A 13424-nucleotide genomic window follows, 5' to 3' on the forward strand; every position below is an offset into this window, starting at 1 on the left:
GAGGATCGTTCAACGATCCTTCAATACCTGCGTTGTTTCGTTCCCGGGTCTGCGATTGAATTCCGGGCATGGCAGAGCAGCTGACGGGACTGGCCGACGACCGCGCTCTCCTGGGGCGCACCAGCACCGCCGAACGGGTCTCCGACATCCTCAGGAGCCGCATCGCCGAGGGGTACTTCCCGCCAGGCACCCGCCTGTCCGAGGACGCCATCGGCGGCGCGCTCGGGGTCTCCCGCAACACCCTGCGGGAGGCGTTCCGGCTGCTCACCCACGAGCGCCTGCTGGTCCACGAACTCAACCGCGGCGTCTTCGTGCGGGTCCTGACCGTGCAGGACGTCGAGGACATCTACCGCACCCGCACCCTGGTCGAGTGCGCCGTCGTCCGCGGCCTCGGCGAGCCGCCGTACGCCCTCGGCGGCCTCGCCGCCGCCGTCACCGAGGGGCAGCTGGCCACGCACGAGAACGACTGGAAAGCAGTGGGTACGGCCAATATCCACTTCCACCGGGAACTGGTCGCGCTGGCCGGCAGCGAGCGCACCGACGAGCTGATGCGCAGCGTCTTCGCCGAGCTGCGGCTCGCCTTCCACGTCGTGGACGATCCGCGCCGGCTGCACGAGCCGTACCTCACCCGCAACCGCCAGATCCTCCACGCACTGCAGGCCGGGGACCGCGGCGGGGCGGAGCGGCTGCTGCAGACCTACCTCGCGGACTCGCTGGAAAGGGTCGTCGAGGTGTACCTGCGGAGAGTGGGCGAGGACGGTCCGGGCGCCTCGTGAGTGCTGCCGGTGGGGTTGGTGCCGGGCCTCTTGAGCGTTGCTGACGGGAGCGGCGCGGGTGCCCCGTGAGGCGTTGCCGGAAGGGACGCCGCAACCGCCCCGCGAGGGTGGTCGGCGAGGGCCTCACCGGGGCCTCGCGGGCCTCGCCGGAGGGGCCGCCACCGCCGTTCCCGCAGGCTCTGTGACGGCCGTCGCTTCTGCGTCGTTTGGGTTGTTGTCAGACCGAGGACCTAGTCTGTGCACCGTGACTTCGCCTGCACCGACGGACCGTGTTCCGCCCCAGCTCAGCGCGGGGCCGCGCCCAGCACCGGGGCCGGCCGCCGACGAGGGGCTGGCGCGTCGGCTGCGCGCGCTCGCCTGCACCGCACCGCTGCACGACCTCGACGCACGCAAGGCCAATCTGGCCGGCGAGTACTCGGTGTACGGCATGGCCGAGGTGGCCCTGGCCGCCATCGACCTGGTCACCCTGAACATGGACTTCGACACGGGCGCCGACCACGAGCAGATCGTGGCCCGGCTCGTCCCGCGCATCGCCGCCCAGGCCCCGCACCGGCCCGCCGCCGAGCACGAGCGCGTGGCCCGCTGGGTCCTGGAGAACCTGATCAACGTCGGCAGCGTGGACCGCGGCTTCCGCGCCGTGTACGGCACCTTCGCGTCGGACGGCACCTATGTCCGCCGCGACTACGACTTCAAGCTGATCGAGGAGGTCCCCGGCCCCGGCGGCACGGTCTACCTCCGCACCACCGACGAAGCCGTCAACGTCCTCGTCGGCGCCCTGGACACCGACGTCACCAGCGCCCAGATCGCCGCCGAGGTCAAGCTGGAAGTGCTGATCAACCGCGGCCGCCTCGCCGACGCCCAGCTCGCCGCCGAGCAGGCCCGCTACCGCACCGTCCAGTACTCGGAGACCCTGCGCCGCGCCCTGGAGGCCACCCGGCGCAACGTCCGCGCGGTGGACTGGCTCAACGCCGTGCCCGACATGATCACCGAGGCGCTGGACCACGTGGCCGACCGCTACCGGCACGAGAACGCGATCCTCACCAACATCCGCAAGGCCCGCGACGAGACCGAGGAGCCCGAGCACAAGCGCCGCGCCGCCGAGCTGGTCGACATCGTCAAGGACTGCATCCGCCGGCACACCCAGCTCCAGTCGCGCCTGCTGGAGGCCGGCCCCCTGTTCCGCGCCGAACAGGACCGGCAGGCCTTCGCCACCCCCACGACCACCTCCGGAACGGACCTCTACGGCCACCTGGTCGCACCGGTCCTGCCGCTGCCGCTGGAGCAGGCGATCCGGGTGACGGACGCGTTCTTCGCACGCGGCACGGGGCTGCGCACGCCGGTGTCCGTGCGGGTGACCGACCTCGTCGACGTACTGCTGACCCCGCCGGTGGAGCGGGAGCACCTGGGCGCGGAGATGCCCGAGCCCGACCTGATCGCGACGCCCGACGACAGCCGGTTCAGCGAGGACCAGCTGGCCGCGGCCATGGAACTGCTGGATCTGCCGGCCGACGCGCCGCGGCGGCTGTCCGGGCTGCTGGTCCAGGCGCGCAGACAGGATCCCGATCTGCCCTACCTGGTCGCGTTGCTGGCCGTGCACGCGGCCAGCCCGGCGGTCGGCACCGCGTACCGGCAGGGCGAGGAGAAGCTGCTGTTCGCCGTGGACGACGGGACCGAGCTGGAGGATCCCGAGTTCGGCGGCGCCGATCTGATCGTGGGCACCGCGCTGCTGGATGCGGCGGGGATGGCGGCGGACCGGACGGAGGCGGCGTGACGTCGTCTGCCGGGTGCAGGCCGGTTGTGGCTGGTCGCGCCGTTCCCCGCGCCCCTTTCGGGGAGCCTGCCCCCAGCCCTGTTTTCAAGACCGAGGAGTTGCAGTCGTGAGCGAGCACGTCGAGTGGAGTGAGGCGGAGACCCCCGCCGCGCCGGCGACCGCCGCCGTCACCCCCGCCGACGCCGCCGACGCGGCGCGGCTCGTCGCCTTCGGGTTGCAGCCCAAGCTGCAGCCCGCGCGCGACCAGGAGTACACGGAGCTGCTGCGCCGCTACCGCGACGATCCGGCGTTCGCCCGCCTCGCGGACGCCGTCGCCGCCGGTCTCGGACTCGTCGTGCTGGAGGTCTCCCCGCGCGCGGGCATGGCCGTGACGGCCGCCGAGGACTCCGTTTTCGCCGTCCGCATGGGCGACTACGCGCGTCGCACCGCCGCCGACTCCGGGGACCGGTTCCTGCACGGGCTGGCCCATCTCGCCGTCGCCGCGCTGGCGTTCCCGCGCCCCGAGGACCTCGCCGACGACGCCTACATCGGCCGGGTCAGCGTCAACGGCGTCGACGCCTTCGTCCGGCAGGCCTGCCGCCGTCTGGAGGAGCGCGCCGAGGCGCAGGGCGAGAACACCGACCCGGCGACCGACGCACCCGGTCTGGAGGCGGCCTGGCGGATCTGGGCCAGACGCAGCGCGACCGGCGCCACCAAGGACGCGCGCCGCCCGGCCGCCTCCACCACCGGCATCGTGGCCAAGGCCGTGTCCTTCCTCACCGACTCGGGGTTCCTGCAGCGCACCGGGGACGACCACGGCGGCACCTACCGCACCACGGCGCGCTACCAGCTCCAGGTGCGCGACATGGCCGGCAGCGCCGCGCTCGCCGAACTGCTGGAGCTGGGCGTCGTCCCGGTCACCGACGGCACGGCCAGCCTGCTGCCCGCCGAGGAGAGCGAGGACCTGGACCTGGTGGCCGACGCCGGGCTGCCGTTCCACGCGCCGTCGCACTCCTGAACCCCTCCCCGATCTGCCAGAAGACTGACGAGAGTCCGCCATGTACGAGCTGTCCCGGGTCCGCCTCTACTCCATCGGGCCCGCCGGTGCGCGCTACGCCGACACCGTGCTTGACCTGCGGGGCGTGGGCGAGCCCGTGCCCGACCCCGCACCTACACAGGCGGAGTTCTTCGAGGAGGAGCCGACCGGCCCGCCGCGCCGCCCCGCGCCCGCGGGCGTGCTTTTCCTGGAGAACGGCGGCGGCAAGTCCGTGCTGCTGAAGCTGATCTTCTCGGTGATGCTGCCGGGCCACCGCAACACGCTCGGCGGCGCGAGCTCCGGCGTGCTGCGCAAGTTCCTCCTCGCCGACGACTGCGGACACGTCGCGCTGGAATGGCAGCACGTGCAGACGGGCGAGTGCGTGGTCGTCGGCAAGGTCAGCGAGTGGCGCGGGCGTCAGGTCTCCAGCGACCCGCGCAAGTTCGCCGAGGCCTGGTACTCCTTCCGGCCCGGCCCCGGACTCAGCCTGGACAACCTGCCGGTCGCCGAGTCCACCGCCGTACGGCCGCCCGTCGAGGGAGCCTCGGGCGCCCAGGGCCGCCGCCGCACCATGAAGGGCTTCCGTGACGCCCTCATGGAGGCCGGCAAGGCCTATCCGCATCTGGAGGTGCACTGGGAGGAGATCCACGACCGCTGGATCGAGCACCTCGGCGACCTCGGCCTGGACCCCGAACTCTTCCGCTACCAGCGGGAGATGAACGCCGACGAGGGCGAGGCGGCCGGTCTCTTCGCGGTCAAGAAGGACTCCGACTTCACCGACCTGCTGCTGCGTGCCGTCACCGACACCCGGGACACCGACGGCCTCGCCGACCTCGTCAGCGGCTTCGGCAACAAGCTGGGCCGACGCGCCGAGCTGATCGCCGAACGGGACTTCACCGCGGGCTCGGTCGACCTGCTCGGCCGGATCGTCGAGGCCGCCGAGGCGCGTGCACGTGCGCGTGACGTCCACGCCGGCGCCGAGCGCCGCACCCGCACCCTGGCCCGGCGGCTGTCCGCACGGGCCGTGCAGGAGCGGGTGCGGGCCGCCGACCTCGCGCAGCGCGTCACGGCCGCCGCCTACGCGGTCACGCACTCCGAGGGCGCGCGCGAGCGCAGCTCCCTGATCGCAGCCGAACTCGCCTACCGGTACGCCTCCCTGGCGCTCGCCGCCGCCGAGAGGTCCGCCGCCGCACAGAAGCGCGAGCTGGCGGACGCGCGCACCCTGCACTCCGCCTGGCAGGCCGCCGAGGTCGTGCTGCGTCACCGCGCCGCCGCCGACCGGGTCGCGCGCGTGTCCGCCGCCATCCAGGAGGCCGAGCGGGACGCCGCACCCGCGCTCGCCGCCCGTGCCAAGGCCGCCGTGGACCTCGTACGGGCCCTGCACGCGGCCGCTGGGAGCGCCGAGGCCCTCGCCAACGAGGGGGAGGAGCGCTCCGCTGCCCTCCAGGAGGCCGGCGACAGCGCCCACCGCGACTCCACCGCCGCCGCCACCGAGGCGCAGCGCGCCCGCAGCGAGGCCGGTCACCTGCGCCAGCGCCTCGCGGAGGTCGAGCAGGAGACCGCCGAGGCGGTTCGCGCGGGCTGGCTCGACGACAGCGCCCCGGACGCCGACCCGGCCCGCGCCGCGCTCGCCGCGAGCGACGCCGAGAAGACCGCCGTGGCCGCCTGGGACACGGCCCGGGAGGCCGCCCGCAAGGCGACCGAGCACGCGCGCGAGGCTGCCTCGGCGGAGTCCCGCGCGGAGCTGACCGCGGCCCGCGCGGCGGACGCGGCGACCGCCGCGGTGCGGGCCCACGAGGCCGAGCAGCGTCTCGCCGAGGCCCTCGCGACGGAGGAACGGCTCGCGGAACTGCTCAGCCTGCCGGGCGCCTTCGCCGCCGGACGGCCCGGAGTGCCCGCACCCCGGTCCGGAGCCGACGACACGGCGGACGGCCGAACCGGCCCGGCGGCCGACGGCCCCGAAGCACCGGGCGCGGGCGCGGGTGCCGGTGCCGCGGACACCGACGTGTCCGGTGCGGCCCGGGCGGCCGAGAGCGCCCTGACCCCCGAGGAACTCGACCGCTTCGCCGACGAACTGCGCGAACTCCTCGACGGAGCCGTGTCGACCGCCGAGCGGCACCTGTTCGACCTGCGCACCGCCGCCGCCGACGACGCCCGCATCCTCGGCGCCCTCGGCGACGGCGGACTGCTGCCGCCCGGCCCGGACGTGCTGGCCACCGTCGAGTTCCTCGGCGAGCACGGCATCCCCGCGCTGCCCGGCTGGCGCTACCTCGCGCAGGCCGTCGACCCGGCCGACCACGCGCGCGTGCTCGCCGCCCGGCCCGAACTGGTCGACGGCGTCATCATCACCGACCCGGACACGCACGCACGGGCCCGCGAGGCGCTCGGCGACGCCGCCCTGCTGCCGCGCTCCGCCGTGGCCGTCGGCACCGCCGCCGCGCTGCTCGCCCCCACCCCGGCCCCGGATGCCACCCCCGGCGACGTCTTCCTCGTCCCGCCGAACCCGGCCATGCACGACGAACACGCCGCCGACGAGGAGCGGCAGGCGCTGCGCGCGCGGGCCACCGAGCGCGACGAGGAGATCCGCGCCCTCGCCGCCCGGCTCGGCAAGGACCGCGAGCTGGCCGCACGCCTCGCCTCCTGGCGCACCGGCTGCCCGGCCGGCCGGCTCACCGAACTGGCCGGGGCCGCCCGGGACGCCCGCGCGTTCGCCGAGGAGACCGAGGCCGAACTGGCCGAGGCGCGCACCGCGCGCGCCGAGGCCGACGAGTCCGCCGCCGAGGCCGTACAGATCCGCGACGAGCGGCAGGAGGCGGCGCAGAAGGCCCGGCGGGCCGCCGACGCGCTCGCCGGGCTCGCCTTCCGGCTGCGCGAGCGCGCCGGCTGGCAGGTGAAACTGCGCGAACTCGCCGACGAGGCCACCGAGTCGGAGGCCCGCGCCCAGACCTGCCTGGAGCGCGCCCGTGCCGCCGACGAGGACCGCCGCGCAGCCCAGCGCGCCGCCGACGACGCCCGCCGCACCGCGCGTGCGCTGCGCGCCGAGCGCTCCGAGATCGCCGGCGCCCCCGACGACGTCCCGGAGGACGGCGCGGACGCCCCGCAGGCCTCCCTGCCCGCCCTGCGCGAGGCCTACCGGGCCGCCTCCCAGGTCTACGAGAAGGTCGGAGTCGACGCCGACCTGCGCGCCGAGCAGGCCCGCGCGGAGAGCGACGAGAGCGCGGCCCGCGCCGAACTCGACCGGCTCAGCAACAAGGTCCGCACCCGCGCCGAACAGCTGCTGCAGTCGCCGGACGGCTCGGACGGCCCCTCCCGGCAGGCCGCCGCCGCGCGCGCGGAGGAGCTGGTGCAGCTCCTGGAGACCCGGATGTCCACCGCGAGCGAGCAGCTCGGACGGCTGCGCGGCGAGGCCGAGCGGCACGCCCCCGACGACGGCGAGGCACACACCGAGCTGACGGAGGAACTCCTCCCGCGCGACGCCGAGCACGCCCAGGCCCTGCTGCGCACCGCCACCACCGAACTCGCCGCCCGCACCGGGGCACTCACCGAGGCCCGGGAGGCGCACGCCGGGATGCTGGAGTCGCACCGGGCCGCCGAGGACGCGGCAAGCGGCTTCGACGAGATCGCCGCGATGCTCCGCGACCTGCTGCGCGAGCACGCCCCCGAGGAGGAGCAGGAGGAGCCGGAGCCGTACCCGGGCAGCCCTGAGGAGGCCCGCAACTCGGCCGCCGAGGCCCGTCGCTCGCTGCGCGGCTGCGCCGCCGACCTGTCCGCCGCCGAGTCGGCCGTGCGCGAGGCGAGCGACGTACTCGTCCGGCACGCCAACTCCACGCGCTACGAGCAGGTCCGCACCCCCGCCCGGCAGCAGATCCGCGAACTGCCCGCCTCCGCGCTGCCCGAGCACGCCCAGAAGTGGGCGGACGCCTTCGCGCCCCGGCTGCGCGTCCTCACCGACGAGCTGGCCCAGCTGGAGCGCAACCGGGACTCGATCGTGGACCGGCTCAGGGGACTGGTCGAGTCGGCCCTCGCCACCCTGCGCTCCGCCCAGCGGCTCTCCCGGCTGCCGGAAGGGCTCGGCGAGTGGTCGGGGCAGGAGTTCCTGCGCATCCGCTTCGAGGAGCCCGACCAGGCGACGCTCACCGAACGGCTCGGCGAGGTCATCGACGACGCCACGCGCGCGGCCGTGAAGAAGAACTCCGACCTGCGCCGCGACGGCATGTCGCTGCTCCTGCGGGGAGTGGCGGCGGCGCTCCAGCCGAAGGGCGTGGCCGTGGAGATCCTCAAGCCCGACGCCGTACTGCGCGCCGAGCGGGTGCCCGTCGGGCAGATGGGGGACGTGTTCTCCGGCGGGCAGCTGCTCACCGCCGCCATCGCGCTGTACTGCACGATGGCCGCGCTCCGGTCGAACGACCGGGGCCGGGACAAGCAGCGCCACGCGGGCACGCTGTTCCTGGACAACCCGATCGGACGCGCCAATGCGACGTACCTGCTGGAGCTTCAGCGGGCCGTGTCCGACGCGCTGGGCGTGCAGCTGCTTTACACCACCGGCCTGTTCGACACGACCGCACTGGCCGAGTTCCCGCTCGTGATCCGGCTGCGCAACGACGCCGACCTCAGGGCGGGCCTGAAGTACATCAGCGTGGAGGAGCACCTCCGGCCCGGTCTGCCCCAGCAGCCCCGGGCAGGAGAAGCGGTGCACAGCGAGATCACGGCGACCCGGATGTTCAGGAAGCCCGTGCCGAGCGCGCCCTAGCTCTGTTGTCCCGGGACGTCGGTGACACGCGTGCTGGGTTCTCGAACGGGTGAGGGCCTTCTGGGTTCGCCGGTGATTGCGACATCTACTACCGCCGAAGCTCAGGAGGTCCTCGTGTCCCACTGTCATGCCCCGCTGACTCCGACCGGCAGGCTGTGGCCGGCCCGGTGCGTCGTGGACGACGGCTGGTCGCTGCGCCGGGCGGCACTCCCGGCCCGCCTGCCGCGGTCGACACCTGCCGATGCCGATATTTGCCGTGCCCGGGCCCGCCTGCCCTGGCCGACGCCTGCCGAGGTCGGCGCCTGCCGCCCGGGCACGTCAGCTGCGGTCGGCGCCTGCCGCACAGGTCACCGGGACGGGAAGCCGAGGGGTTCACCCGAACCGGCCCGCCGAGGTCCCCGGAACCGTCCCTGCACGGGCTCCTCGGAACCGGTCCACCCGAAGGGCACCGGGACGGTCGGGCCGCCGAAGGTCAGGGGTGCGACAGCTGACCGGTGCCGCCCCGCCGGCGTATCCGCTCCTGCTCCCGCTGGGCCGCCCGCTCCTGGCGTCGATGGGCACGGCGCTCGCGGCGCAACGAGCGGGCCGTGCTGCTCGGCTCGGAGACCACACCGTGCCGCTGGTTCCACACCTGGCGGGTCACCCACACGTCGACCACCGCCCACGTGGCCACCACCGTGCTGACTACGCTGCTGATCACCATCGGGAACGCCGGCCAGGAGCCGGCCAGCGTGCACAGGAACGCGACCATGGCCTGGATCAGCGTCACCGAGATGATCAGCACCGCCCGCACCGCCGCCGTACGCACCGGGTCAGGCATGCGGCGCCGCCGCGCGGGCTCCTCGACCCACAGCGGCCTGTGCCACAGCTCCTGCTGTCCGCCGAAGGTCGCCCCAGCTTCCTCATGCGCCGGAATGTCGCGATCCGGCGCCTGTCGGCGCCGCCGTGCCGCCGAGCGCTCCGACTCGCTCTCCTCGGGCGCTTCGCGCCGCTCCGCCGTCCCCATCACCGTGTCACTCCCCACCGCCAGCAGACCGCTCGCCCCGGTGCCCGAAGACCCCGTCCCCAGTGGTTGCCCGGCTTGCGCTGATTTACGCCGCCGGGGTGCGGGATGCGGCTCCTGTGGCCGATTCCGCCCCCATTTCCCGTAGAGAAGGACGAACAACGGCCCCCGAAGATTCCCCACTTGCGAAAACTTCCAGCCAACCGACTGTCCGTACTTCTTCCTCCGCCCCGGTGTGGGCACGCGCATCCCGGGCGCAATCTCCCGCAATGCCCGGACAACTCGCCATCTCTCGGCCCCAGAACGGAAGCTCGCCCTCCGGACGTGTCTTCGAGTTAGCCGTGGGGCGGTAGTAGGCTCGCGCCGTTTGTTGACGGACATGTGTACCCCCGGCCGGCGGGGGTCGAGCTGGGGGAGGCCATGCGCTTTCGCGGGAAGTCGATCCGCCGGAAGATCGTGGCGCTGCTTCTCGTGCCGCTGGTGTCCCTGACCGCCGTCTGGGGCTTCGCCACGGTACTCACGGGGCGTGAAGTCACCCGTCTCTTCCACGTGACGGATGTCGTGCAGCACATCGGCTATCCCGCGGACGACACGGTGCGCGTCCTGCAGCAGGAACGGCGCCAGTCACTCGTCTACCTGGCCGACCCGCGGGCGGCCGACTCCCTTTCGGCGTTGCAGCGCACCCGCGCCGCCACCGACCGGGCCGTTGCCAAGATCCGCAGGAACGCCAAGGACCACGACGTCCGCGACGATCTGGACGCGGGCGACACCGAGCGCCTCACCGCCGTCCTGGACGCCTTCGACGGCCTCGACTCCCTGCGTCGCAGCGTCGAGGAGCGCACGGTCAGCCGCGTCGATGCCCTCAGGTTCTACAACCGGCTCGTGGACCCCTGCTACTCGCTGCTCTCCGCCCTCGAAGGCATCGACGACGTCGAGATCGAGAAGCAGGGCCAGGCCCTGGTCAACGTCAGCCGCGCCCGCGAGCTGCTCTCCCGCGAGGACGCCCTGCTCGGCTCCTCGCTGGTGGTCGGCACCCTCTCCCACGAAGAGACCCGCGACATCTCCGACCTCGTCGCCCAGCGGACCCTCCTGTACGACACCAATCTCCCGCTGCTGCCCGCCAGAGAGCGCGAACGGTACGAACGCTTCTGGAAGAACGCCGCCACCGCCCCGCTGCGCGTGGCCGAGGAGACCGCCGTCGGCACCGACGCCGGCACCCCGCACGGCGTCACCGCCCAGAGCTGGGACTCCGCCGCGGGCGGCGTTCTCGACCGTCTCGGCACCCTCGACGACCAGGCCGGCGACCGCTACCAGGACCGGATGCGGCCCGTGGCCATGACCGTGATCGGGCAGGCGGCCGTCGCGGGCGTCCTCGGCCTCGTCGCCCTGCTGCTCTCCCTCGTCCTGTCCGTCCGCGTAGGCCGCAGCCTCATCCGCGATCTGCGGCAGCTGCGCCTGGAGGCGCACGAGGCGTCCGGGGTGCGCCTGCCCAGCGTGATGCGGCGCCTGTCCACCGGTGAGCAGGTCGACATCGAGACCGAGGTGCCCCGGCTGGAGTACGACAAGAACGAGATCGGCGAGGTCGGCCAGGCGCTCAACACCCTGCAGCGCGCCGCCGTCGAGGCCGCCGTCAAGCAGGCCGAACTGCGGGCCGGTGTCTCCGAGGTCTTCGTCAACCTCGCCCGGCGCAGCCAGGTGCTGCTGCACAAGCAGCTCACCATGCTCGACACCATGGAACGAAGGACCGAGGACACCGACGAACTCGCCGACCTCTTCCGCCTGGACCACCTCACCACCCGTATGCGCCGGCACGCCGAGGGCCTGGTGATCCTGTCCGGCGCCGCCCCGTCGCGGCAGTGGCGCCGTCCCGTGCAGTTGATGGACGTCGTCCGCGCCGCCGTGGCCGAGGTCGAGGACTACGAACGCATCGAGGTCCGGCGCCTGCCGCGTGTCGCCGTCACCGGCCCGGCCGTCGCCGACCTCACCCATCTGGTGGCCGAACTCCTGGAGAACGCCACGGTGTTCTCGCCGCCGCACACCGCCGTCCAGGTGCTCGGCGAGCGGGTCGCCAACGGCTTCACCCTGGAGATCCACGACCGGGGCCTGGGCATGGCGGCCGAGGCACTGCTGGACGCCAACCTCCGGCTCGCCGAGACCCCCGAGTTCGAACTCTCCGACACGGACCGGCTCGGCCTGTTCGTGGTCAGCCGCCTCGCCCAGCGCCAGAACGTCCGTGTCTCCCTGCAGCCGTCCCCCTACGGCGGCACCACCGCCGTCGTCTTCATCCCCGACACGCTGCTCACCGACGACGTCCCGGACACCAACGGCATCGGCTTCCGCCTGGACCGGGACCGCCCCCCGATGGAAGCCGGGCATGCGGCGAGCCTCACCCCCGCCCGGTCGCAGGCGCCGGCGCAGCTGCCCGGCCTGCCGACCTCCCTGCTGGACGGACCGGTGGAGCTGGAGGCCCCTGTGGACCTGGACGCCATCGACGACTTCCCGGGCGCCCTGACGGACGAGGAGAGCGAGCGAGGCGGGCTGTTCCGCCCCCGCCGCTCCCGCGGCAGCGCCGACGAACCGGCAGCCTCCCGGCCGGGTGAGCCCCGCCTGACGGCCTCCCCGCGCGCCATGGACGGCACCGCCGACGACAGGGCGGCCGCCGACCGCTCCGGCGGACCCGTACCGCTGCCCCGGCGGCAGACGCCCAAGCTGGTCAGCTCGCACGGAAAGCCCGTCACGGAGCAGCGCTCCCGGCGTGGTGACGCGGACGAGCCGCCCGCCACCGGACCGCGCCGTGCCGACACGGGCGGACTCGCTCCCCTGCCCACCCGCCGCCGGGGCGAGGCGGCGCAGCGCTCCCCGGGGCTCGCCGACCCCGGCGACGAGCGCAGGGCGATCGGCACGGGCGGCGCGGACGAGACCTCCGAGTCCCCGGCCCTGCCCAGGCGGCCCCGGCAACCGGCGCAAGGTCCCGGCGGTAGTTTGAGCGATGCCGCTTCGCCCCCCGGCCAGCCGGCCCCGGAGCCCGGGCCCGGCAACGGGCCGCTGCCCCGGCGCGTACGGCAGGCCAACCTGGCCCCGCAACTGAGGCAGGAACCCGAGCGGCGCCCCGACCCCGGGACGCAGCCGGCCGACCGCGACGCCGACGAGGTCCGCAGCCGGATGGCCTCGCTGCAGCGCGGCTGGCAGCGCGGGCGCGAGGAGAACGCCGCGGGCGACGACGCCCAGAACGGCACAGCACACGGAACGACTAAGGGGGACGGTCGATGACCGCACCGAAGGCCACCGGCACCACGGAGACGAACAAGATGGAGCTGAACTGGCTCCTGGACGAGCTCGTCGACCGGGTGGCCAGCATCCGCAAGGCCGTCGTGCTCTCCGGCGACGGTCTGCCCACGGGCGTGTCCAAAGACCTGACCAGGGAGGACAGCGAGCACCTGGCCGCCGTCGCGTCCGGCTTCCACAGCCTGGCCAAGGGGGTGGGTCGCCACTTCGACGCGGGCAGCGTCCGGCAGACCGTGGTCGAACTCGACGACGCCTTCCTGTTCGTGACCGCCGCCGGGGACGGCAGCTGCCTCGCCGTCCTCTCGGACGCCGACTCCGACGTCGGTCAGGTCGCCTACGAGATGACCCTCCTGGTCAAGCGGGTCGGTGTGCATCTGGGTACCGCTCCGCGCACCGATCTGCCCGCAGGCGGGTAGTGGGATGACATGAGCGGAGACGGTCAGGGAAGAAGCCACTGGTTCGACGACGAGGCCGGGCCGGTCGTCCGCCCCTACGCCATGACGCGCGGACGGACCACGAGCCCGGCACAGCACCGCCTCGACCTGATCGCGGTGGTCGTCACCGAACCCGGCGCGGGGGATCCGGAGGGGGACCCGACGCTTGCCCCGGAGCATGTGGAGATCGTCGGACTGTGCCGTCAGGAACCGCAGTCGGTCGCCGAACTCGCCGCGGAACTCGACCTGCCCACCGGAGTGGTGCGCGTACTCATCGGGGATCTCGTGCACGCGGAACTCGTCCATGTGACCCGGCCGGTCCCGCCGGCCGAGCTGCCGGACGAGAGTATTCTGCGCGACGTGATCAACGGCCTCCGGGCGCTGTGACCG

8 protein-coding genes are annotated in these 13424 nt (G+C 73.9%); 7 read left to right on the top strand and 1 reads right to left on the bottom strand.

The genetic code is table 11. From position 1 onward, the window contains the following. Window positions 1-68: 68 nt before the first annotated feature. The 4 genes from ACFZCP_RS15775 to ACFZCP_RS15790 all read left to right on the top strand — a co-directional run bounded on the left by ACFZCP_RS15775 (window position 69) and on the right by ACFZCP_RS15790 (window position 8312). Window positions 69-776, top strand: coding sequence for an FCD domain-containing protein (locus ACFZCP_RS15775; RefSeq protein ID WP_391427591.1), 708 nt, complete (start codon window positions 69-71; stop codon window positions 774-776). Window positions 777-1020: 244 nt separating this feature from the next. Beyond that, window positions 1021-2547, top strand: a complete 1527-nt coding sequence (locus ACFZCP_RS15780) for a hypothetical protein (protein WP_391427592.1) — start codon at window positions 1021-1023, stop codon at window positions 2545-2547. Window positions 2548-2653: 106 nt separating this feature from the next. Beyond that, window positions 2654-3544: a hypothetical protein gene (locus tag ACFZCP_RS15785; protein ID WP_391427593.1), complete on the top strand. Its 891-nt coding sequence runs from the start codon at window positions 2654-2656 to the stop codon at window positions 3542-3544. Window positions 3545-3584: 40 nt separating this feature from the next. Continuing rightward, a complete protein-coding gene (locus ACFZCP_RS15790) occupies window positions 3585-8312 on the top strand; it encodes a hypothetical protein (protein WP_391427594.1) in 4728 nt (1575 codons plus the stop codon). A 472-nt stretch (window positions 8313-8784) separates the two neighbouring features. Here ACFZCP_RS15790 and ACFZCP_RS15795 read toward each other — a convergent pair whose 3' ends face one another. Then, a complete protein-coding gene (locus ACFZCP_RS15795; protein ID WP_391427595.1) occupies window positions 8785-9318 on the bottom strand; it encodes a hypothetical protein in 534 nt (177 codons plus the stop codon). 417 nt (window positions 9319-9735) lie between these two features. Here ACFZCP_RS15795 and ACFZCP_RS15800 point away from each other — a divergent pair, with 417 nt between their 5' ends. From ACFZCP_RS15800 to ACFZCP_RS15810, 3 genes are read left to right on the top strand one after another with little or no spacing between them, the layout of a single operon-like run. Further along, window positions 9736-12585, top strand: a complete 2850-nt coding sequence (locus tag ACFZCP_RS15800) for a nitrate- and nitrite sensing domain-containing protein (protein ID WP_391427596.1) — start codon at window positions 9736-9738, stop codon at window positions 12583-12585. Then, on the top strand, window positions 12582-13016 hold the full coding sequence (locus ACFZCP_RS15805) for a roadblock/LC7 domain-containing protein (protein WP_391427597.1): 435 nt from the start codon (window positions 12582-12584) through the stop codon (window positions 13014-13016). The genes ACFZCP_RS15800 and ACFZCP_RS15805 overlap by 4 nt, the downstream gene beginning before the upstream one ends. 9 nt (window positions 13017-13025) lie before the next feature. Next, a complete protein-coding gene (locus ACFZCP_RS15810; protein WP_362687095.1) occupies window positions 13026-13421 on the top strand; it encodes a DUF742 domain-containing protein in 396 nt (131 codons plus the stop codon). Window positions 13422-13424: the final 3 nt, after the last annotated feature.

Origin of the sequence: Streptomyces sp. NPDC007971, assembly GCF_042958635.1 — a bacterium.
Taxonomy (GTDB): domain Bacteria; phylum Actinomycetota; class Actinomycetes; order Streptomycetales; family Streptomycetaceae; genus Streptomyces.

Bases quoted from the DNA above. Each gene is read 5' to 3' on its own strand.
- ACFZCP_RS15775 (WP_391427591.1), top strand. From the start codon at position 69: ATGGCAGAGCAGCTGACGGGACTGGCCGACGACCGCGCTCTCCTGGGG.
- ACFZCP_RS15800 (WP_391427596.1), top strand. From the start codon at position 9,736: ATGCGCTTTCGCGGGAAGTCGATCCGCCGGAAGATCGTGGCGCTGCTT.
- ACFZCP_RS15810 (WP_362687095.1), top strand. From the start codon at position 13,026: ATGAGCGGAGACGGTCAGGGAAGAAGCCACTGGTTCGACGACGAGGCC.
- ACFZCP_RS15795 (WP_391427595.1), bottom strand. From the start codon at position 9,318: ATGGGGACGGCGGAGCGGCGCGAAGCGCCCGAGGAGAGCGAGTCGGAG.
- ACFZCP_RS15805 (WP_391427597.1), top strand. From the start codon at position 12,582: ATGACCGCACCGAAGGCCACCGGCACCACGGAGACGAACAAGATGGAG.
- ACFZCP_RS15790 (WP_391427594.1), top strand. From the start codon at position 3,585: ATGTACGAGCTGTCCCGGGTCCGCCTCTACTCCATCGGGCCCGCCGGT.